22 protein-coding genes are annotated in these 18437 nt (G+C 62.2%); 10 read left to right on the top strand and 12 right to left on the bottom strand.

Annotated elements, in window-relative coordinates:
- Positions 1 to 2: 2 nt before the first annotated feature.
- The gene (locus ACERJA_RS03570; protein ID WP_373606901.1) at positions 3 to 473 is read right to left on the bottom strand and encodes an MGMT family protein; all 471 of its coding nucleotides are present in this window, start codon (positions 471 to 473) and stop codon (positions 3 to 5) included.
- A gap of 118 nt (positions 474 to 591) precedes the next feature.
- Here ACERJA_RS03570 and trpC point away from each other — a divergent pair, with 118 nt between their 5' ends.
- The 4 genes from trpC to ACERJA_RS03590 are packed head-to-tail and all read left to right on the top strand — an operon-like array spanning position 592 to position 4500.
- Positions 592 to 1383: an indole-3-glycerol phosphate synthase gene (gene trpC / locus ACERJA_RS03575; RefSeq protein WP_373606902.1), complete on the top strand. Its 792-nt coding sequence runs from the start codon at positions 592 to 594 to the stop codon at positions 1381 to 1383.
- A gap of 31 nt (positions 1384 to 1414) precedes the next feature.
- Positions 1415 to 2680 carry a tryptophan synthase subunit beta gene (gene trpB, locus ACERJA_RS03580; protein ID WP_373606903.1) on the top strand — a complete coding sequence of 422 codons (1266 nt, stop codon included), beginning with the start codon at positions 1415 to 1417 and terminating at the stop codon, positions 2678 to 2680.
- A complete protein-coding gene (trpA, locus tag ACERJA_RS03585) occupies positions 2677 to 3678 on the top strand; it encodes a tryptophan synthase subunit alpha (protein ID WP_373606904.1) in 1002 nt (333 codons plus the stop codon). The genes trpB and trpA overlap by 4 nt, the downstream gene beginning before the upstream one ends.
- Before the next feature lie 24 nt (positions 3679 to 3702).
- Positions 3703 to 4500 carry a 2-amino-3,7-dideoxy-D-threo-hept-6-ulosonate synthase gene (locus ACERJA_RS03590; RefSeq protein ID WP_373606905.1) on the top strand — a complete coding sequence of 266 codons (798 nt, stop codon included), beginning with the start codon at positions 3703 to 3705 and terminating at the stop codon, positions 4498 to 4500.
- A gap of 18 nt (positions 4501 to 4518) precedes the next feature.
- Here ACERJA_RS03590 and ACERJA_RS03595 read toward each other — a convergent pair whose 3' ends face one another.
- Positions 4519 to 5487, bottom strand: a complete 969-nt coding sequence (locus tag ACERJA_RS03595; RefSeq protein ID WP_373606906.1) for a phosphorylase — start codon at positions 5485 to 5487, stop codon at positions 4519 to 4521.
- A 93-nt stretch (positions 5488 to 5580) separates the two neighbouring features.
- On the opposite strand from ACERJA_RS03595, the gene ACERJA_RS03600 reads away from it, so the two are divergent.
- Together ACERJA_RS03600 and ACERJA_RS03605 are read left to right on the top strand one after the other, a co-directional pair.
- Positions 5581 to 6159, top strand: coding sequence for a SprT-like domain-containing protein (locus ACERJA_RS03600; protein ID WP_373606907.1), 579 nt, complete (start codon positions 5581 to 5583; stop codon positions 6157 to 6159).
- A gap of 56 nt (positions 6160 to 6215) precedes the next feature.
- Entirely contained in the window at positions 6216 to 6749 is a 534-nt protein-coding gene (locus tag ACERJA_RS03605) for a hypothetical protein (protein WP_373606908.1), read from the top strand.
- A 24-nt stretch (positions 6750 to 6773) separates the two neighbouring features.
- On the opposite strand, the gene ACERJA_RS03610 is transcribed toward ACERJA_RS03605, so the two are convergent.
- Positions 6774 to 7451: an HAD family hydrolase gene (locus ACERJA_RS03610; RefSeq protein ID WP_373606909.1), complete on the bottom strand. Its 678-nt coding sequence runs from the start codon at positions 7449 to 7451 to the stop codon at positions 6774 to 6776.
- Positions 7452 to 7625: 174 nt separating this feature from the next.
- On the opposite strand from ACERJA_RS03610, the gene ACERJA_RS03615 reads away from it, so the two are divergent.
- Positions 7626 to 8819 carry a 3-dehydroquinate synthase II gene (locus ACERJA_RS03615; RefSeq protein ID WP_006066575.1) on the top strand — a complete coding sequence of 398 codons (1194 nt, stop codon included), beginning with the start codon at positions 7626 to 7628 and terminating at the stop codon, positions 8817 to 8819.
- Between the two features lie 130 nt (positions 8820 to 8949).
- Here the strand turns inward: ACERJA_RS03615 and ACERJA_RS03620 are convergent, their stop codons facing one another.
- The 5 genes from ACERJA_RS03620 to ACERJA_RS03640 all read right to left on the bottom strand — a co-directional run bounded on the left by ACERJA_RS03620 (position 8950) and on the right by ACERJA_RS03640 (position 13171).
- Positions 8950 to 9396 (bottom strand): zinc ribbon domain-containing protein, encoded by a 447-nt coding sequence (locus ACERJA_RS03620; RefSeq protein WP_373606910.1) that lies wholly within the window; start codon positions 9394 to 9396, stop codon positions 8950 to 8952.
- 146 nt (positions 9397 to 9542) lie between these two features.
- Positions 9543 to 10907, bottom strand: a complete 1365-nt coding sequence (locus ACERJA_RS03625; protein ID WP_373606911.1) for a CAP domain-containing protein — start codon at positions 10905 to 10907, stop codon at positions 9543 to 9545.
- 80 nt (positions 10908 to 10987) lie between these two features.
- On the bottom strand, positions 10988 to 11671 hold the full coding sequence (locus ACERJA_RS03630; RefSeq protein WP_373606912.1) for a type I 3-dehydroquinate dehydratase: 684 nt from the start codon (positions 11669 to 11671) through the stop codon (positions 10988 to 10990).
- A gap of 167 nt (positions 11672 to 11838) precedes the next feature.
- Positions 11839 to 12066, bottom strand: a complete 228-nt coding sequence (locus tag ACERJA_RS03635) for a UPF0058 family protein (protein WP_373606913.1) — start codon at positions 12064 to 12066, stop codon at positions 11839 to 11841.
- 124 nt (positions 12067 to 12190) lie between these two features.
- Positions 12191 to 13171, bottom strand: a complete 981-nt coding sequence (locus tag ACERJA_RS03640) for a transcription initiation factor IIB family protein (RefSeq protein WP_373606914.1) — start codon at positions 13169 to 13171, stop codon at positions 12191 to 12193.
- Between the two features lie 219 nt (positions 13172 to 13390).
- Here ACERJA_RS03640 and yjjX point away from each other — a divergent pair, with 219 nt between their 5' ends.
- From yjjX to ACERJA_RS03655, 3 genes are all read left to right on the top strand, one after another.
- Positions 13391 to 13936 (top strand): inosine/xanthosine triphosphatase, encoded by a 546-nt coding sequence (yjjX, locus tag ACERJA_RS03645; protein WP_373606915.1) that lies wholly within the window; start codon positions 13391 to 13393, stop codon positions 13934 to 13936.
- A 354-nt stretch (positions 13937 to 14290) separates the two neighbouring features.
- Positions 14291 to 14524 (top strand): hypothetical protein, encoded by a 234-nt coding sequence (locus ACERJA_RS03650; RefSeq protein ID WP_049889821.1) that lies wholly within the window; start codon positions 14291 to 14293, stop codon positions 14522 to 14524.
- A gap of 121 nt (positions 14525 to 14645) precedes the next feature.
- A complete protein-coding gene (locus tag ACERJA_RS03655; protein WP_373606916.1) occupies positions 14646 to 15326 on the top strand; it encodes an HAD family hydrolase in 681 nt (226 codons plus the stop codon).
- A 36-nt stretch (positions 15327 to 15362) separates the two neighbouring features.
- Here ACERJA_RS03655 and ACERJA_RS03660 read toward each other — a convergent pair whose 3' ends face one another.
- The 4 genes from ACERJA_RS03660 to ACERJA_RS03675 all read right to left on the bottom strand — a co-directional run bounded on the left by ACERJA_RS03660 (position 15363) and on the right by ACERJA_RS03675 (position 18366).
- Complete coding sequence (locus ACERJA_RS03660; protein ID WP_373606917.1) at positions 15363 to 15980, bottom strand: winged helix-turn-helix transcriptional regulator; 618 nt, start codon at positions 15978 to 15980, stop codon at positions 15363 to 15365.
- Between the two features lie 82 nt (positions 15981 to 16062).
- Positions 16063 to 17211 (bottom strand): SPFH domain-containing protein, encoded by a 1149-nt coding sequence (locus ACERJA_RS03665; RefSeq protein WP_373606918.1) that lies wholly within the window; start codon positions 17209 to 17211, stop codon positions 16063 to 16065.
- Positions 17212 to 17284: 73 nt separating this feature from the next.
- Positions 17285 to 17881, bottom strand: a complete 597-nt coding sequence (locus ACERJA_RS03670) for an NfeD family protein (protein WP_373606919.1) — start codon at positions 17879 to 17881, stop codon at positions 17285 to 17287.
- 77 nt (positions 17882 to 17958) lie between these two features.
- Positions 17959 to 18366, bottom strand: a complete 408-nt coding sequence (locus ACERJA_RS03675; RefSeq protein WP_373606920.1) for a hypothetical protein — start codon at positions 18364 to 18366, stop codon at positions 17959 to 17961.
- Between the last annotated feature and the right edge of the window lie 71 nt (positions 18367 to 18437).

Consider the following 18437-nt stretch of genomic DNA (forward strand, 5'->3'; position numbering starts at 1 on the left):
CGCTACAGTCCCTCGAGCGATCGCAGCCGCTGTTCGACGGTTGGTGGCGCAGCGCTTGGCCCATCGCGGACACGATGGTCCGGAATGAGGATTGGGGCTGGGTTCTCGTCTAAGGCGGTGCGGACGAGAATAATGTCGTCTTCGTCGTCCGGGTCTAGTTCGGGCGTCATCCGGGCGAGTGCCTTGACGTCGACTTGCTCGCCGTAGGGGATCTCCCGAACCTGTTCTAAGACCGCTCGCTGGTCGGTTGGAACGGTCAGCGCCACCTGTACGTCGTCGAACTCGATCTCCTCGAGGCCGTCGAGATACTCGAAGATGCGGTCGAGAACGGGATGATCAGATTCGGCGTTGTCCTCGGGTGTCGTGGGAAACGATACGCTCAAGATGCGCCCACTGGCAGCACCGAACTGGACGTATCGGTCGAGATACGACGATTCCCGCGCGTAGATTCCGGCGTCCGTGACGTCCTCCATGCCAGTGTTTTGGGGGCAGGGCCTTGAATAATCGCCGGTCACAGCCAGCGATCGGCTGTCGGCGTCGACAGGGTATGGCGCAAGGTTTTTGTACATATGAGTACGTTGATGTACAATAATGAACTCCGAGACGGAGCTCGCTCCCGCAGTAGCCTCGATTCTCGAGGCTGCTCGGGAACGGGCTGGTGACGTGGATGCGCAACTCGCCGTAGACGCGCAGTCGCTGCCCGACGCGATTGCTGGGGCTGAAGCCGACGGCCGTGTCCCGGTGATCGCCGAAGTAAAACCGACGAGCCCAACCGCCGACGGAACCCGTGATGATGACCCCGTCGAACTGGCACAAGCGATGGTCGACGGTGGTGCGACGGCAATTTCTGTACTCACCGAACCGAGCCACTTCGGTGGCTCGCCGGCGGCGCTGACACGCGTCCGCGAGGCCGTCGACGTCCCCGTGCTTCGGAAGGATTTCGTCGTCCGAGAAGACCAGCTCGACGTCGTCGAAGCCGATCTGCTCTTGCTGATCGTCCGTTTCGTTGACGACCTCGAGGCCCTCATCACCGCCACCCGTGAGCGGGGCTTCCAGCCGCTGGTCGAGGTCCACGACCGCGCGGAACTCGAGACTGCTCTCGAGGCCGGTGCCGACATCATCGGGGTGAACAACCGGGATCTCGGTCGACTCGAAGTGGACCTCGAAACCTTCGAGTCGGTTGCGCCCCACGTACCGGACGACGTGACGTTGATCGCCGAAAGCGGGATTTCGTCGCCAGCCGACGTTCGACGGATGCGCGAGGCGGGAGCCGACGCCCTGCTCGTCGGCAGCGCCATCATGGACCATTCTGGCGGCGACAGCGACGTAACCGAAAACACGCGACAGCTAGTTGATGCGGGTGACGGAGACGATCAGACATGAGCAACCAGCCACACCAGCACGGAGAAGACCGATGAGCACAAGCGACCACGACAACTACCGCGAGCGCGACAGCGAGGCGACGTTCGGCGACTACGGCGGCCAGTACGTCCCTGAAGCCCTGATGCCAGCGGTTCAGGAACTCGAGGACGCCTACGAACGTTACGTTCTCAACAACGAGGACGGCTTTATGGACGAGTTCCGCGAGCGAATGGCCGACTTCGGCGGCCGACCGACGCCACTCCAGCGTGCGGACCGTCTCAGCGAGCGCTACGGCCGAGAGATCTACCTCAAACGCGAAGACCTCCTCCATGGCGGCGCACACAAGCTGAACAACGCACTCGGACAGGTTCTGCTCGCAAAGTACATGGGCAAAGAGCGGATCATCGCCGAAACCGGCGCGGGCCAACACGGCACCGCGACCGCGATGGCGGCGGCACATCTCGAGATGCCCTGTGAGATCTACATGGGCCGGACGGACATCAACCGCCAGCGGCCGAACGTCTACCGGATGCGGATGAACGGCGCGGAGGTCAACCCCGTCACGGCCGGCAGCGGCACGCTGAAGGAAGCGATCAACGAGACGATGCGCGACTGGGCGACGACCGTCGAGACCACTCACTACGTGATCGGCTCGGTCGTTGGCCCGCATCCATTCCCGAAACTCGTCCGGGACTTTCAGGCGGTCATCGGACAGGAAGCCCGCAAGCAGATTCGAGAGCGCGCGGGACGACTCCCTGACAGCGTCGTCGCCTGTGCCGGCGGCGGCTCGAACACGATGGGGGCGTTTCACGCGTTCGTCCCCGACGAATCAGTGGCTCTGTACGCCGTCGAGGCTGGCGGCTCAAGTCTCGAGATCGACGAGAAAAACGCGCTGGCCCCGAACTCCGCGACGCTCTCGACGGGGACTGACGGCGTGCTCCACGGCGCGATGACCAAACTCCTCCAGAGCGAGGACGGCCAGATCATGGAATCCCACAGCGTCAGCGCCGGCCTCGATTATGCTGGCGTTGGCCCCGAGCTCTCACATCTCGTCGACACTGGGCGCGTCACGCCCGTGAGCGTCGACGATGAGGCCGCGCTCAACGGCTTCCACCGGCTCTCGAACCTCGAGGGGATCATCCCCGCCCTCGAGACGAGTCACGCGTTCGGCTACCTCGAAGAATCCCACGAGGAACTCGGCGAGGTCGTCATCGTCAACGTCTCCGGGCGCGGCGATAAGGACTTAGAAACGGTGCTCGAGGAGACCGAAAAACGCGACCTCGAGGCGGCTCCGGATGTGGAGGTGTTTGACCGATGAGCGGCGAGGATCGACGACCAACGGGAGACGATCCTCGGAGAGCGGAGAGCGACGGGACAGAGCGACCCGCGAGCGCGAGCGGCGAACTGCGAGCTGACGGCGGCGAGCAGTTCGACAGCGACATCGAAGCGGCCATCCGCGACAACCACCCCGCGCTCATCACCTATCTCACCGCGGGCGATCCGTCGCTCGAGGACACCAAAGCGTACGTCGAAGCGCTGGACCGAGGCGGTGCGGATCTGATCGAACTCGGCCTGCCCTTTTCCGAACCGATCGCAGAAGGGCCGACGATTCAGGCGGCGATCAACCGCGCGCTCGAAGCTGGCACGACGGCGGCCGGCTTTTTCGAACTGGTTGATGACCTCGAGACCGAGGCCCCGCTGTTGGTGATGACCTACTACAATATGATCTTACAGTATGGTGACAGCGAGGCGCCACGTGCCTCGGAGAGCGATGCGGCGCCGCAGAGCAAACCCGATGTTCGTCCCTTCGTCGAGCGAGCGGCCGAGGCCGGCCTCTCGGGGATCATCGTTCCCGACCTGCCCGCCGAGGAGTCGGAGCCGCTGCGTGCGGCCTGTGACGACCACGGCCTCGACCTCGTCTTCATCGTCGCGCCGACGACCGAGGGCGAACGGCTCGAGACGATCATGTCACAGGTGTCAGGCTTTGCCTACGTGCAGGCCAGACTCGGCACGACGGGCGCACGCGCGGACGTCTCGAACGCGACCCACGACAGCCTCGCGCGTCTCTCGGCGTATGATGTCCCGAAGGCGGTCGGCTTCGGCGTCAGCAAGGGCGACCACGCGGCCGAGATCATCGAGGCCGGCGCAGACGGCGTGATCGTCGGCAGCGCGCTCATCGACATCGTTGCCGACAGCGACGATCCGGCGACCGACCTCGAGGCGAAAGCCCAGGAACTCAAACGCGGTGCGCTCCGCGGTGCCGGCGGTGGCACTGAGGCGGACCCGATCGACGCTCCAGAACCAGAACAGCCATAACTGCAAGCTTGCTACACTCCCGCAATGACTACGACAGGAATCGACGCACGACTCGATCGAATCGGCACAGACGACACGTACGTAATCATCCCGATGGACCACGGCATCACGATCGGTGCCTGCCAGGGGCTGAAAGACATCGAATCGACGATTGATGGCGTCACCAGCGGTGGAGCCGATGCAGTCCTCACCCAGAAAGGCATCGCGCCTCGCGTCCACGACAACAAAAACGGGAAAGGGTACATCGTCCACCTCAACGGCTCGACGACGATCGGCCCCGACGAGAACGACAAGCGCATGACCGGCACCGTCGAGGAAGCCGTCCGCGTCGGCGCTGACGCCGTCTCCTTCCACATCAACGTCGGCTCGGACCACGAGCCAGACCAGATCGCCCAGCTCTCGGAGGTCACGGCGACCGCGAAACAGTTCGGAATGCCAGTGCTCGCGATGGCCTACGCCCGCGGGCCAGGCGTCGACCCCGAAGATCCCGAAGCGCTTGGTCATGCGGTGCGACTCGCCGAGGAGCTCGGTGCAGACATCGTCAAAACGGGCTACAGCGGCGATGCCGAGAGCTTCCAGCACGTCGTCGAGTCGACTCGCCTCCCGGTTGTCATCGCCGGTGGCTCGAAAGGAACCGATCGCGAGACGATCGAGATGGTCCGCGGTGTGATGGACGCCGGCGGTGCAGGCGTCTCGATGGGCCGATCGATCTTCCAGCACGACAACCCCGAAGCGATCGCCCGCGCCGTCGCGGGCGTCGTTCACGACGACCTCTCGACCGAGGAAGCGCTTACGGAAGCCGGACTCGCGCTCGAGGCCTAATCAGGCGACTCCCACTACCTACTTTTCGCTGTCGCCGATCGCGAGTGGATCAGTCGCGACGAGCGCCTCGATAACTGCTGAACCGACGCGAGCGGCGTTGTCGATCGCCAACTCGAGCGTCGACGGGTTGCCGTCGAAACTCTCCGCGACGGACTGGCCGGGAGCCGGTCGGTCGTAGTTGGCGACAGCGCGCACGCTGAGATATCGATCGCGACGGTCGAACCGCTCGAGAGCGGTCGCTGTCGCGGCGTCTTCCATCTGGGTCGTCACGTAGGGGGCGACGCCGTAGGCCTCACAGAGCCACTCGACCTCTCGTGCATACTGGGGGCCGTGCCAGAACTCATCGCCACAGACAGTCGTCCCGCGCTCGATCGACGGCCCAGCGTCCGCTGCCGTCGGGTACTGGTTCTGATAGTCGCGGACGGCGTCGTCCGCGCTGAGCTCGACGCGTTCGGCGGCAGTGAGTGCACAGTCGACGACGGACGGCTCGAGGTGGTGAACGTAGTCGCGGGGCCGATACGCCAGTAGATCGATCGGCGTGCTCTCGGATCCGCTCGCTGGTACTGTTTCGGTGTCGCTCGTTGTCCGTCGATCCCAGCGGTGTTTTCGATCCCAGTCGACGACCGCGTCTGCGATCGCGACGGAGCCGAGTGCGGTCGTTTCGGGTGCGGAGCCGGCGATACCGCTCGAGACGATATACGCCGAGTCGAGATCGACACGTGGACTCGCGAGCAACGCAGTGACCGTCGTCGCTGCGTCGCTTTTGCCGATGCCAGTCGTCGTGATGGCGAGTCCCGAGGCAGTCAGATACAGCGGCGTCTCGGTTCCCGGGATCGCGAGCGCGTCGACGATCTCGTATCGCTCGAGCCACGGCGCTCGTTCGTCCAGTGGCGACTCGGCGACGGCGGTGAGAACTAGCCCAGTGAGGCAAACGGGCGTGTTCGGATCGGGCTCCCGTGGTGCCGGGAGCGATTCGTCCGCGTCCATAGCGAAGACCTGGGGATGGCCCACCAAAGTATCGCTCGTTTCTAACGGTCCCCGATCGGAAACATTTCGACCGGCGGGATCGTTCTCTCACCAGTGAGCGACAGCGACGACACATCCCTCACGATCGACGACGAAATCGTCGCTCGAGCCCGCATTCACACCCGCGAGGTAATCGACGATCACGACCTCGAGATCGACCGCGAGGCCCTCGAGTGGACTGTGACGACGCGTGCTCGTCGCCGGGCGGGGGCGTGTCGGTGGGACGCCGACCGCGAGGTGGCGACGATCGTGCTTACGCGGCAGGCCTACGAACGCTACGAGTGGACGGCGTTCGCTGGCGTCATCAGACACGAACTCGTCCACGCCTGGGAGTTCCAGCGCTTTGGCGAGTCGGGTCACGGACCACGGTTTCGTAAGCGAGCAGCGGCGATCGACGCGCCACGGCACTGTCAGGCGTTCGCTGCGCCACGCTACGTGCTCCGGTGTCTCGAGGCCGACTGTGAGTGGCAGGCGAAACGCTATCGAGCCTCGAAGCCAGTGAAAGCGCCCGATCAGTACCGCTGTGGTTGCTGTGGCGGTCGCTACGAGGTCGAACACGCATCGAGTGGACGGAGATGGACGACTGCAAGCGGCTTTGGCGGAGCGAAAGCAGCAGTTGGAGATGCGTGGTGAGGGCGGCGCCGAACAGCCACGGAACACTTATTCGACTTCCTCTACCTGTTTCAGGTATGGGTATACTCGACTTGATGCTGGGGAAATCGGACTCCGGCGAACACGGGGTCGAAGGCCGGTCGTACAAACTGCCACAGGACACCCACGACTTCGTCTATCCGATCGCCATCCGACGGACCGAACTCGAGGCGTTCGTCGAGTTGCTCGAGGCTGATGCCGACGCGCCATCACTCGATGAAAACGCCGCAGAGTTACAGGACGTCTTCGATGACGTCCTCGGTGAGACCGAACTCGATGTCTCACAGCTGGCTGAAAAACAACGCACGCGACGGCGTGAGATCGAACGGCTACTCGACCACTGGACCGATCAGGTCACCGAGGATATCGGCGTCGTGTACGCTCGAGAGGGGACCGACCAGACGTTACTCTCGTTTGTCAAACACTGTACGCGACGCGACAAGCGAGACGACGATCCCTTCGAGCTTCCCGAGGAGTTCGCCGAAGGAACTGCACTGCTCAAACGACTCGAGGCAGTGACCAGCGACCAGTATCGGGCCGTCGTCCACACGGATCTACTTCCCGAACAGTAGTCACGTCTCCGGCCGCCCGATGGGTTACACGATCGTCTCGAACGCTTCGAGCGACGGGAGTTCGTACGTCGGTCTGTGTGGCGTGTCGTCGAGGCTCGCTCGCCCGGTGTCGATCCACGCCGAATCGATCCCCATGGCGTTCGCACCCGCGATATCTGCGTGGAGCGAATCGCCGACGTGGATCGCCGCGTCGGCAGCGACCTCGAGTTCCGCAAGCGCCCGTTCGAACGGGACCGTGCTCGGTTTGGGATCGATCCCGGCACCTGGGTCCGTGAAGACACGGACGTCGAAGGCGTCTGCAATGTCGAGTGCATCGAGTTTCTTCGTCTGCGTCGGTCGGCCGCCGTTGGTGATGAGACCGACCGGCCCACACTCACGAGCACGCTCGAGGGCGCGCTTTGCCCCGGGGCGAAACTGGACGGCAGTCGGATCTTGGACCTCGAGATACTGATCCGCGAGCGACGAGGAGACGGCGGGATCAACGGAAGCGCGGCTGGCTGCTTCGGCAAACAGGTTCTCGTAGAACTCACGATCCGTCTGAGCCGTCGGCAGCGACGGCACGACGGCCCGCAGATCGGCCGGCGTACAGAACGAGTCGACGTCAGCCCGGTCGAACGTCGACTCGAGCAGCGTCGCAGCGTCCTGCGTGGGCTCACAGAGTGTCCGATCGAGATCGAAATAGATCGCCTCGTACGCAGTCATTGCCCTATCCTACGAGGGCACGCGTTCTCAACGTTTCGCCGCCGTCGGTGGTCGATACAGCCAGGTGCGGTCGAGCGCCACGGGTCGCCGGCATTCGGCACTGGCCATGACAGCGTGGCGGTGAGGTCTGTGGCATTCGCCACGTTCAAGCCAGTGCCCTTCGTCGGTCGATTTATGACGCGATCTGTCTGGGTAAAAGCCGACGACACCGTCGGCGACTGGGACGACCGCCGCGCGCGGATCACCACCGCGCTCGAGGCGGGTGCAGACTGGGTACTGGTCGACGAAGATGACGTCTCCCGTGTGCGCGAACTCGGGGATATCAACGTTGCAGCGTTCCGAACTGACGGTGACGTGACGCTGGTCGATGACGTCGACGCCGACGATGTCGAGGAGGCCGAGCCGAACGCACAGCCCGACGCCGTCATCGTCGGGAAAGACGGCGAGGGTGACGCGACGATCGACCTCCCCGAGGACTTCTCCGGATCGGCGGATCTCTCGACGCTTCGCCGAGACGGCGACTTAGAGCGCGGTGCCTACATCCGCATCCTTGCCAAGGAGTACGAACAGTTCGCTGAAACCGCAGCCGAGGAAGCCGACTACACCATCGTCATCGGCGAGGACTGGACGATCATCCCGCTCGAGAACCTGATCGCCCGTATCGGCGAGGAAACCGACCTCATCGCCGGCGTGACCAGCGCCGAGGAGGCCAAGACGGCGTTCGAAACGCTCGAGATCGGTTCTGATTCGGTCCTGCTCGACTCGGACGATCCCGACGAGATCCGCAAGACCGTCGAGGTCCGCGACGAAGCCGAACGCGAGTCGCTGGACCTCGAGTACGCAGAAGTGCTCGACGTCGAGCAGATCGGCAGCGCAGACCGGGTCTGTGTCGATACGGGCAGTCTGCTCGAACACGACGAAGGGATGCTCGTCGGCTCGATGGCGCGCGGGCTCGTGTTCGTCCACGCCGAGACGGCCGACTCACCGTACGTCGCCTCACGCCCGTTCCGGGTCAACGCCGGTGCCGTCCACGCCTACGTTCGCACGCCCGATGGTGGCACGAAGTACCTCTCGGAGCTCCAGAGCGGCGACGAAGTCCAGGTCGTCGATCTCGCGGGTAACACCCGCGAAGCGATCGTCGGCCGCGTCAAAATCGAGAAACGGCCGATGTTCCGCGTCGCCTTAGAGACCGACAACGGCGACCGCGTCGAAACGCTGCTCCAGAACGCAGAGACGATCAAGGTGGCCACGCGCGACGGTCGGACGGCCGTCACGGACCTCGAGGCCGGCGACGAGCTTCGGCTGTTCTACGAGGACACTGCCCGCCACTTCGGTGAGGCCGTCGAAGAGAGCATCATCGAAAAATAACGCGGCTGCGCTGCGGAACTGGTCTGACGGCGGTCGTCACGCCTGCTGTCGAACCGTTTTCATCGAGGCGAACAAATAGGACGGCGATCCGCTCTCACCGAACCGAGAAGGCGAGACTGGGGCCGTCGGCTTACGGTCGCGCTGTTTCTTCCTGGTTCTGGGTGGGTTCGTCAGCATCCTGCGGTTCGATCGGCTCGAGGCGAGTCGTACACCAGTGGCAGAACTCGAGGTCTTCGTCGAGTTCTTTGCCACACTGTGGGCACGACGGCCCGTCGCCGGAGTTGTTGCTGCTCGGTGGGAAGCCAGCTGCTCGGAACGTGGCGTCGATCGCTGCAAACAAGACGAGAAACGAGAGGGCAAACTGAGAGACGGTATCGGTTTCTGCAGTGAGGACATCCATTGCCTCGGATATCGAGCCAGCGGCGGCGATCTGATCAGTTGGGAAAAAGAGCAAGATCGCCGAAAAGTAGAGGCCAGCAAACACGAGTGCACGGAGCCAGTCCCGAATGAGAGCGTGACCTGCACCGGGCATGAGCACTGAGAGGCCAGCGGCAGCGATCGCGCGGAGCCATGTCATCGTACGTGGTGCTAGGGCACCGGTGCCCTTAACATTCCGATTTCTCTTTTCGTCTCATCTGTCGATCAATCACGGCCGCCGATGCCTCGGCTCGAGTCCGTTCAAACGAATCGAGGAGATGGTGCCGATACTGCGGGGACTGGTTGCTAGCAGAAGTTCTGGGTCGCGTACACCCGATCGTCGTCAGTCACAGCGATCCCGATCCCTTCGTTGTTCCAGTGGTCGGCGAGGATGTTCTCGCGATGTTCATCCGAGTTCATCCACTGCTCGACGAGGCCATCGGCCAGTTCTCGCTCGGTCGTGTGCTCGACGACGTCGCCCGAATCCGTCTGGACCGGTTGGTCGACATACGTGTAGGCGATGTTCTCGCCGCCGATGTAGTACGTACCACCGTCCGTGTACGCCCGACACTCGTAGCCGTGTTCCGCGTAGCGATCAGCGAAGCCATTCCCCTCCGGGTCGGTGTGGCTGAAGTAGCCGCGTTCAGCCATGTCTTCGCTGTGTCCGCGTGCGATTTCCTGCAGGTCTTCGTCAAACGCGAGCGCCTCGAGGCCACGAGCGGTACGCTCCTCGTTGATTCCCTCGTGGACGTACTGTTCGACGAGTGCGCGATCGAGCGTGCCGTCGCCCGCGGCGTCGGCGTCGTCACCGGCTGCGTCACTGTCGGTCGTGTCGTCAGCGTCGTCATCGACTGCGTCACTGTCAGTCGTGTCGTCGGTGTCGTCACCGACTGCATCACTGTCGTCTCCAGTTGCGTCACTGCCGTCGGTATCGTCACCAGCCGCGTCACTGTCGGTCGTGTCATCAGCGTCGTCACCAGCCGCGTCACTGTCGGAATCGGTGTCGTCGGTCGGTTCATCGACCACTTGGTCACCGTCGTCGGACGCACTCGAGTCAGTGGTGTCGTCGCCAGCCGAATCAGTATCGTCCGTCGGTCGCTCCTCCGAGTCGGCGTCGTCGCCACTCGAGTCATCAGCACTGTCTGTCTCGTCGGCGTCTTCGATGCCGTCTGCCCCGTTAGACTCGTCGGCTCCAGCATCCTCGCCGTCTAGGTCCTCGAGCGCAGCGTCGTCTGCGTCGGTGCTGTCTGCGTCACTGTCGTCGCGCTCCGAGTCGCTTGGCGTCGGCTCGTCGTGGCCGTCCGCGTCACTGTCGTCGCGCTCGGGGGGTTCGTCGCTCGAGTCGCTCCGATCCGTCGACGACTCGTCGTCAGAGTCGGTCGAGCGGTCCGTCTGCTCCAGCGTGTCGAACAGCCCGGAGAACACGTTCGTGAGCAGTCGTTCGACGAACGACAGGCGTTCGTCAACCGACGACGAGTCGTCGACCGAACCCGGGCCGGTCCAGTTCGGTGTCAGCCAGTTCGCTACATCAGCCGGCCGATCATCGGCATCGGCGTCGGCACCCATCGACGTCGCGTTCGGGCTGGGGGCTGCAGCTCCAACCCCCGCCGCACTCACGACGAGGGCGATGATCAGCGCGATTGTTAGTACCGATCGTGAAAGTCTTTGCATCGATATAGTCACGGCTGCGTGACTGATCTGCACCAACGAATGCGTTCATATGTGCAGCCGTTTTATGCGCGCCGCGTCGCTCAGCTGAGGTCCGCGACCAGCCGCGAAAGCGTCTCGAGGTCGTACTGGCCCGGCGCAGTCGCGTTGTCGGGGTCGACGGGCGCGTAGCCGATTTTCGATCCGTACACCGGTGCAACCGCACGTGTATGACTGCCCAGTTCGCCCATCGCCATCGTCGCAACGGGGTCGCCGTGGGCAGTCAGCTGTTCGGTCGCCGCAAGCACGGCGAGCGTGTCTTTTCGTGACTCGGCAGTCACAGCGATCTTGGCGACGTCCGCATGCTTGTGTGCTTCCGTCAGCGTCGAAACCAGCTCACCGCGCGTCGGCGTGCCCTCGAAATCATGAGCTGAGGCGACCACGGCGACGTCGCGTTCGCGAGCCGTCTCGAGAACATCGTCGGCGTCGCCTGCGAGGATCGCCTCGAGTTCGATGTCGATCGCTTCGACGGCACCGATGGCAGTCGCCTCGGCAAGTATCTCGAGTCGTCGCTCGTCGTCACCGCTCCACTCGCCGCCTTCCCACTCGGCGCGGTTCGTGGCGAGAATCGGGAGTTCGCCGTCGCCAGCGTCGTAGGCCTCGAGGGCGGCCAGTGGCTCGTCAGCGAGATCCATCCGATACTCGATTGCGTCGGCGTGGTGGCGAGCAGCGGGTTCGTCGGTGAGATCAGCGGTCGATGCGGCGAGAACGAACGAATCGAAGTCCATGTGGGCACACTCGTTCGGACCGACAAAAAGGCGTCTGCTCGCGGGATTTCGCACGTGTATGGGTAGCCGATTCGTTCGGTTGACCTCGCGGTCACTCATACGGTCTGCTGTACCGATCACCAGAGACGGGGTCGATGATTAGCGGTAATTGACGACAGCAGTCCGTATCAGGCCGCGACTTCCAGCGAACGTTGTGCCTCGAGCGTCTCACTGATCCCCTCGAGAAGGAGGAAGATCGCCGCATGGTGGTGTGCTTTCGAAAAGTGGACGTGGGTCGGTCGAACCGGTTGTGCATCGTATGCATCAAAGGCACCCGCAGCGTCGTGCTCATCCTCGATGGTCGCACGGATTTCCTGACACAGCGCATGAAGCTGTACGTACTCCTGAGATCGCATGCCAAGATTTCACATGGCTGTTTTCTACTTAAATCCATGTTCACATTCGGAGAGTAACACCGCTGTACTGACGTGTTCGAAGACGAAAATCAACCGACACTGACTCGAATGGGCGAGCCGTCGATCAGGCCAGTCCGAGCGTCTCCTCGGCCTCGAGGAGTTCGTGGTACCGGTTCCGGATCGTCACTTCGGAGATGTCGGCGACGTCGCTGACGGCAGCCTGCGTGGTCTTCTCGTTGGTCAGCAGTGCAGCAGCGTAGACGGCTGCTGCGGCGAGGCCGACTGGCGATTTGCCGCTGTGGACGCCTTTCTCCTTGGCGTTCTGGAGCAGGCCGCGGGCGCGGTGTTCAGCCTCGTCGGAGAGATCGAGCCCGGAGGCAAACCGTGGTACGTAGCTTTCAGGGTCAGCCGGCTGGACCTCGAGACCGAGTTCTCGGACGACGTAGCGGTAGGTTCGGGCGATCTCGTTTTTCTCAACGCGGGAGACGTCGGCGATTTCGTCGAGACTGCGAGGAACGCCAGCCTGCCGAGCAGCGGCATAGACACAGGCCGTGGAGACACCTTCGATCGAGCGACCGGGCAGCAGGTCCTCGTTGAGTGCGCGCCGATAGATCACAGAGGCGGTCTCGCGGACGTTTGTCGGGAGGCCAAGCGCGGAGGCCATCCGGTCGATCTCACCAAGGGCCTGTTTCAGGTTGCGCTCTTTGGAGTCACGCGTGCGGAAGCGCTCGTTCCATTTGCGCAGCCGCTGCATCTTCTCGCGCTGGCGGGAGCCAAGCGAGTTGCCGTAGGCGTCTTTGTTTCGCCAGTCGATGTTTGTCGAGAGCCCCTTGTCGTGCATCGTGTTCGTCGTGGGTGCACCGACACGGGACTTCTCGTTTTTCTCGGCGGCGTCGAACGCTCGCCACTCAGGGCCACGGTCGACGGAATCCTCTTCGACGACGAGCCCACAGTCCTCACAAATGGTTTCACCGTGTTCGTCGTCGACAACAAGGTTGCCAGCACACTCTGGGCAGGCAAGGTCGCTCTGTTCGCTTTCCGTCGTCTTTTCGTTCGTTTCGGGTCCGGTACGCCGTACTCTGGTGTTCGATGTGGTGTTGGTCATGCGATGGCAAATGCTGACCGGCCGAACTGACTGCAAAAGCCCGGACGGATTCGTTACCTACCTCGTTCTGACAGTCAAAGGTTAAGGGTTTCGAAATCGTAGCCAGACAGCTCTCGAGAACGGGTAATTCGCGGGAACTAGCATTAACGATTAAAACATTAAAACGGAACTGTCACTCCGGATCGGTACCCCCAAAGTCGCGCCGTTCGAACCGCGCGTATGGACGTCGCAGTCGGAAGTACGAACCCGGTCAAAATAGACGCAGTCGAACGGACACTCGAGCGATTCGAGCCGACCGTCATGGCGGTCTCGGTCGACTCTGGCGTTCCCGAGCAGCCGTGGTCGATTGAAGAAACCGTAACAGGTGCTGAAACCCGCGCTCGCCGAGCACTCGAGGCGACTGATGCCGACTACGGTGTTGGTCTCGAGGGTGGTGTTGCCCGGCTTGAGGGCGTCCCGGGGCTTTCGCTGATCATGTGGGCTGCCGTGACCGATGGCGAACGGATCGAACGCGGTGGCGGTCCAACGTTGTCGCTTCCCGACGACGTCGCAACCCGTCTCGCGGACGGAGCCGAACTGGGACCGGTGATGGACGACCGGCTCGGAACCGACGGCATCGCCGAGGCTGACGGCGCTGCGGGCGTGCTGACGGCCGGGCTGACGAGTCGGACACAGGCACTCGGCGAGGCAGTCGCCTGTGCGTTCGGGCCGTTTGTCGCTGCCAGCGATGACCGTCGTTCGACTGCCGAGGACCGGAACAGCTGACAGTTGCCTGCTCGAACAACGGCGCTGCAATCGTTCGAGTACGTCTCAGTTGGTATACAATCGGCGTGTGGATGGCATTCGATTTATCCGATCCACTGAATATCAGTGTGAATCCATCGCACGACAACTGCGCGATCGGTGTGGGAACCGTTTCAGTTGTTACTATAGGACGATGTTTCGCTGGAACAGTCACGCCTCGGTGACAATCCTCGATTGAAATACATTAACCGGCCGTACCAACGGAAGCTTTCTACCCGGTTATTGGCTTCTTACTCGCCCCGAAAATCGCAAGCAGTCGGCGGGTTAACTGCACGTACCAAACCCCCTAAGCGTGGGCCTGCCATACAGTGATGTATGAGCACTGCAATGGCCGCCGACCTCACGAGCAAACAACGTCAGATCCTCCAGTACCTCCGTGATAACGCTGGCACGAAGACCTACTTCAAGTCCCGCCTCATCGGACAAGAGCTGGGAATGACGGCAAAAGAGGTTGGCTCGAACATTACGGCGCTCCAGAACGGCAACCTCGACGTCGAAATCGAGAAGTGGGGCTACTCCTCGAGTACGACGTGGAAGGTCAATATTTAACTTCCCGAAGCCAGTTCGACGCCTCTCCGGCCGCCGCGCGACGCTCACCGTCTCGTTGTTTTTGACAGCGCTATCATAGCATCCGCTTTTTCACAGCAGCCGACGTACTGTCGGGTCACAGATGTCGATACCGATCCTCTTCGATATGGACGGCGTGATCCTCGAGGGACCACGAACCGACCCTCAGGTGTATGCCAAGGCCGCCGATATGGCCCTCTCGGAGCTCGGTGCTGACCCGGCTGCCACACACCGAGACGACCTCAGACGACACGACCTCGACGGCATCAGAACCCACTGTGCGGCTCTCGGGATCGATCCAGCGGCGTTCTGGGAGCTAAAAGAAGAGTACGCCTCAGAAATGACCCACGAGCGGATTCGGTCGGGCGAACGTGGTCTTTACGACGATATCGACGCGATCGGTGATCTCACAGCGACGACGACGGTCGGACTCGTTACCAACAACCGCCACGCGACTGCTGAGTTCGTTGCTGACTACGTGCCGTTCGATTTCGATGTCGTTCGTGGCCGTCGGCCGACGTTCACAGAGTACAATCGACGGAAACCCGACCCCTACTTCCTCGAAGACGCACTTTCTGAACTGGCTGTCAACAGCGGCATCTACGTCGGCGATTCGCTCAAAGACGTGACGGCTGGACGGGCAGCTGGACTCGAGACGGCATACCTTCGACGACCGCACAACCGCGATGTCGATCGACCGACAGACGCGACCCGGGTTCTCGAGTCATTGTCGGAGCTGTCGTCGCTCTATGCAGCAGCCGAGTGCGAGAATGAATCCGAATAGACGTCGTAAGACGAACTTACTGGCTGTAGCACAGTGCTAGCCGTGATAGTCGATGAACTGATCTGCGCTCTGAGCGAGCCGCTGGGCCGATTGGCCGAAGGAGTCGGCGTGGCGAACGATCAGTATGAGCACCGTCTCGGGCCGTTCGACGGTGTAGCCGTCCTCACGCGAGAGGAGCCCAGCAGTCTCGAGTTCACCAGCGTACTTGCTCACCGTCGGCGGCGAGACGTCGAGTGCAGTCGCGAGGTCACCGGCCGCCAGCTCCGGATCGAGTAGCAGTTCAATCAACATGCCACGCGGCGTCTCCCGTCGGAGATAGCCAAGCGCCTGCTTTTCGAACTCGTCGAATCGATCCGCTGGAACGAATCGCTTGTAATCGCCATCGGGGTACTGTTCGATCGCCTCGAGCTCTTCGAGACGGCGCAGATGGTGTTGGGTTTCACCGGTCCCAAGCTGGAGGTCGTCCCGGATTTTCGAGAAATGCGCGCCGGGTGTCGTCGACAGATACCCGACGATCGCATCGCGTGCGTCGCTTTCACCGGTATCTGCTGCCGCTGGTTCGGACAGCCCGGCAAGCGGTGTTGCGGCACCGAGTGCTGCAAAGCGACGCAGGGTCGCTCGTTTTTCGTCGTCGACCCCATCAGGATTCGTCATGCTATGCGTACCAGCAGAGATGAGACGCGCGGTAAAACAGGTTTCGCTCCGCTTTACTCACCGAAAACAGACGTTCCGGTTCTTATGAGCTTCGGTCGGACTCGGCGCCACCGGCGAACTCTTGGTCCATCTCCTCGATGACTTCGTCCGGATCGGAGATGGTGCCGGCGTCTTTGCCCTCTTTGATTGCTTGGGCTTCTTTCTCCATCGCCTCGAGATCCATCTCGGCTTCTTCGTCGATCTCGCCGATGATCTCGGCGATGTCGTCTAAGCCGATCAGTTCGCGGGTCTCGTCGTCGAACTCGAGACTCTCGAGTTGCTGACCATCCTCTTTGACGTCGCTGCCAGAGAGGTGTTTGCCGTAGCGACCGACCATGGAGGTAAGCTCCTGGGGCATGACGAACGTCGTCGACTCGCTCTGGCCGATCTCAGAGAGTGTCTCCATGCCCTGATCGATGATCGCGCGTTCGCCCATCGATTCGGCCGAGCGGGCGCGCAGGACGGTCGAAATCGAGTCACCCTGTGCCTCGAGGATCTGGCTCTGTTTCTCACCCTGTGCGCGGATGATCTCACTCTGTTTGTCACCTTCTGCCTTTTCAACGGCACTGCGGCGTTCACCCTGTGCCTCGAGAATCATGGCACGGCGTTTCCGCTCTGCGGAGGTCTGTTGTTCCATCGCGCGCTGGACGTCTTTCGATGGGTTGACTTCACGGACCTCGACGCTCTCGACACGAATTCCCCACTCGTCGGTGGGTTCGTCGAGCTCCTGGCGGATGCGGGCGTTGATCTCCTGGCGTTTGTTGAGCGTGTCGTCGAGTTCCATGTCACCCAACACGGCACGCAGGGTCGTCTGGGCGAGGTTGGAGGTTGCTCGCTTGTAGTCATCGACCTGCAGGAACGCCTTCTTGGCGTCCATCACTTTGATGTAGACGACGGCGTCGGCAGTGACTGGCGAGTTGTCCCGCGTGATCGCTTCCTGCCGGGGGACGTCGAGCGTCTGTGTTCGCATGTCGAACCGATAGGTGTTCGAGACGAACGGTGGGACGAAGTTGATACCCGGCTCGAGGAGTTTGCGGTACTCACCGAAGACAGTCAGCGCTCGTTTCTCGTATGCGTCGACGATCTCGATTGCACTGAGCAGTGCAGCGATAACGACGAGAAGGACGAGGGCACCGACGAACAGCAGGGCACCACCGGCACCGGTTTGTAGTGGAACTAGTTCCAGGACCATGTTTCGGTCTTACGGCGGTGACGGGAAAAGCGTTCCCTTGTTTCAACTACATATCGGGCTGATTCCGGCAATCTTAGCTCGATTTTTCCGTCTCAGTTTCGGCTTCGGTGTCGGCCGACGACTGCTCGCTGTCTGTCTCCTCGGCCTGTGCATCGGCTTGTGCGGCTCCTTCTGCAAGTGCGCGATCGATCTCGTCTTCGCCGATTGCACTGAGTGATTCGACGGTGAGGACGTTTCCACCGCCGGGATCGAGCACGATGATCTCATCGCCCTCTTCGATCGTCCCACTCGTCGAGCGGGCGCTGTAGTACGGTGCAAAGCCACCCTGGTCGAGTTTGACCTCACCACTTCGGGTCGTCACGGTTTTGGTAACGTACCCCGTCGAGCCAGCGAGGGAACTCGAGTCGGTCGTCTGGGCAGTGCCTTTGCCGCCATAGAAGTCGAACTCGTTGTAGATGTACGCCGCTGCAAGCCCGATAGCGAGCGTCAACGCCGCCAACACGAACGGGCTCAGTGGAGACGGAAAGAGCACACCGATCAACCCCGCACCGACCAGTGCGACCCCGATAACGATGAGGTGTGCACCAGGTGAGAGGGCCTCGAGCCCCATCAGTACGAGACCTGCGATCAAGAGCACGAGGGGCATGTTCTCGAAGAGAAGTTCGAGCATGTGCTGAGCTAAGTTCTCACCCGGATTAAAGGTTGCCGAGGCCTCGGATCAAGGCTCCCGAATACGCAGTCGATATCTCACAGCGGAATCGACACGACTCGGAAGATGACGAGCAACATCGCAACTGCACCGAGGAACACAAAGAGGATGCTCTCGAGTTCAGGGTCGCCCGGTTCGACCGGCGTCGAACTCGGTTCCGGTCCGTACGGGTCGTCGTCGGCATCGTCAGGTTCGTCGTCGGATTCGTCGGAGAGATCCAGTGGAATTCGATACTCATCGCTGTCGTCGCTGCGATCGCTCGGCGAGCGCTCTCCGCCGACGCTGATCTTCGCATTGGAGTCCGTTTGCTCGTCGAACTCGCTGTCCCCCCAGTGATCTGTGACATCGTCCTGCGCTGTGTCCGAACTGTGGGCGTCCGGCGCTCCCGTCGACGACGCATGGGTGCTGTCGTCGTCACCGTCGGCTCCGGACGGATCATCTGCCATATTCAGGCGTAGTCGGTCCGGCATCAAAAACCCGCGGTCCGAGCGTGCGCCTCGAGACAGCGTCGGTCAAG

Origin of the sequence: Natronorubrum sp. A-ect3 (assembly GCF_041821125.1) — an archaeon.
Classification (GTDB): Archaea; Halobacteriota; Halobacteria; order Halobacteriales; family Natrialbaceae; genus Natronorubrum; species Natronorubrum bangense.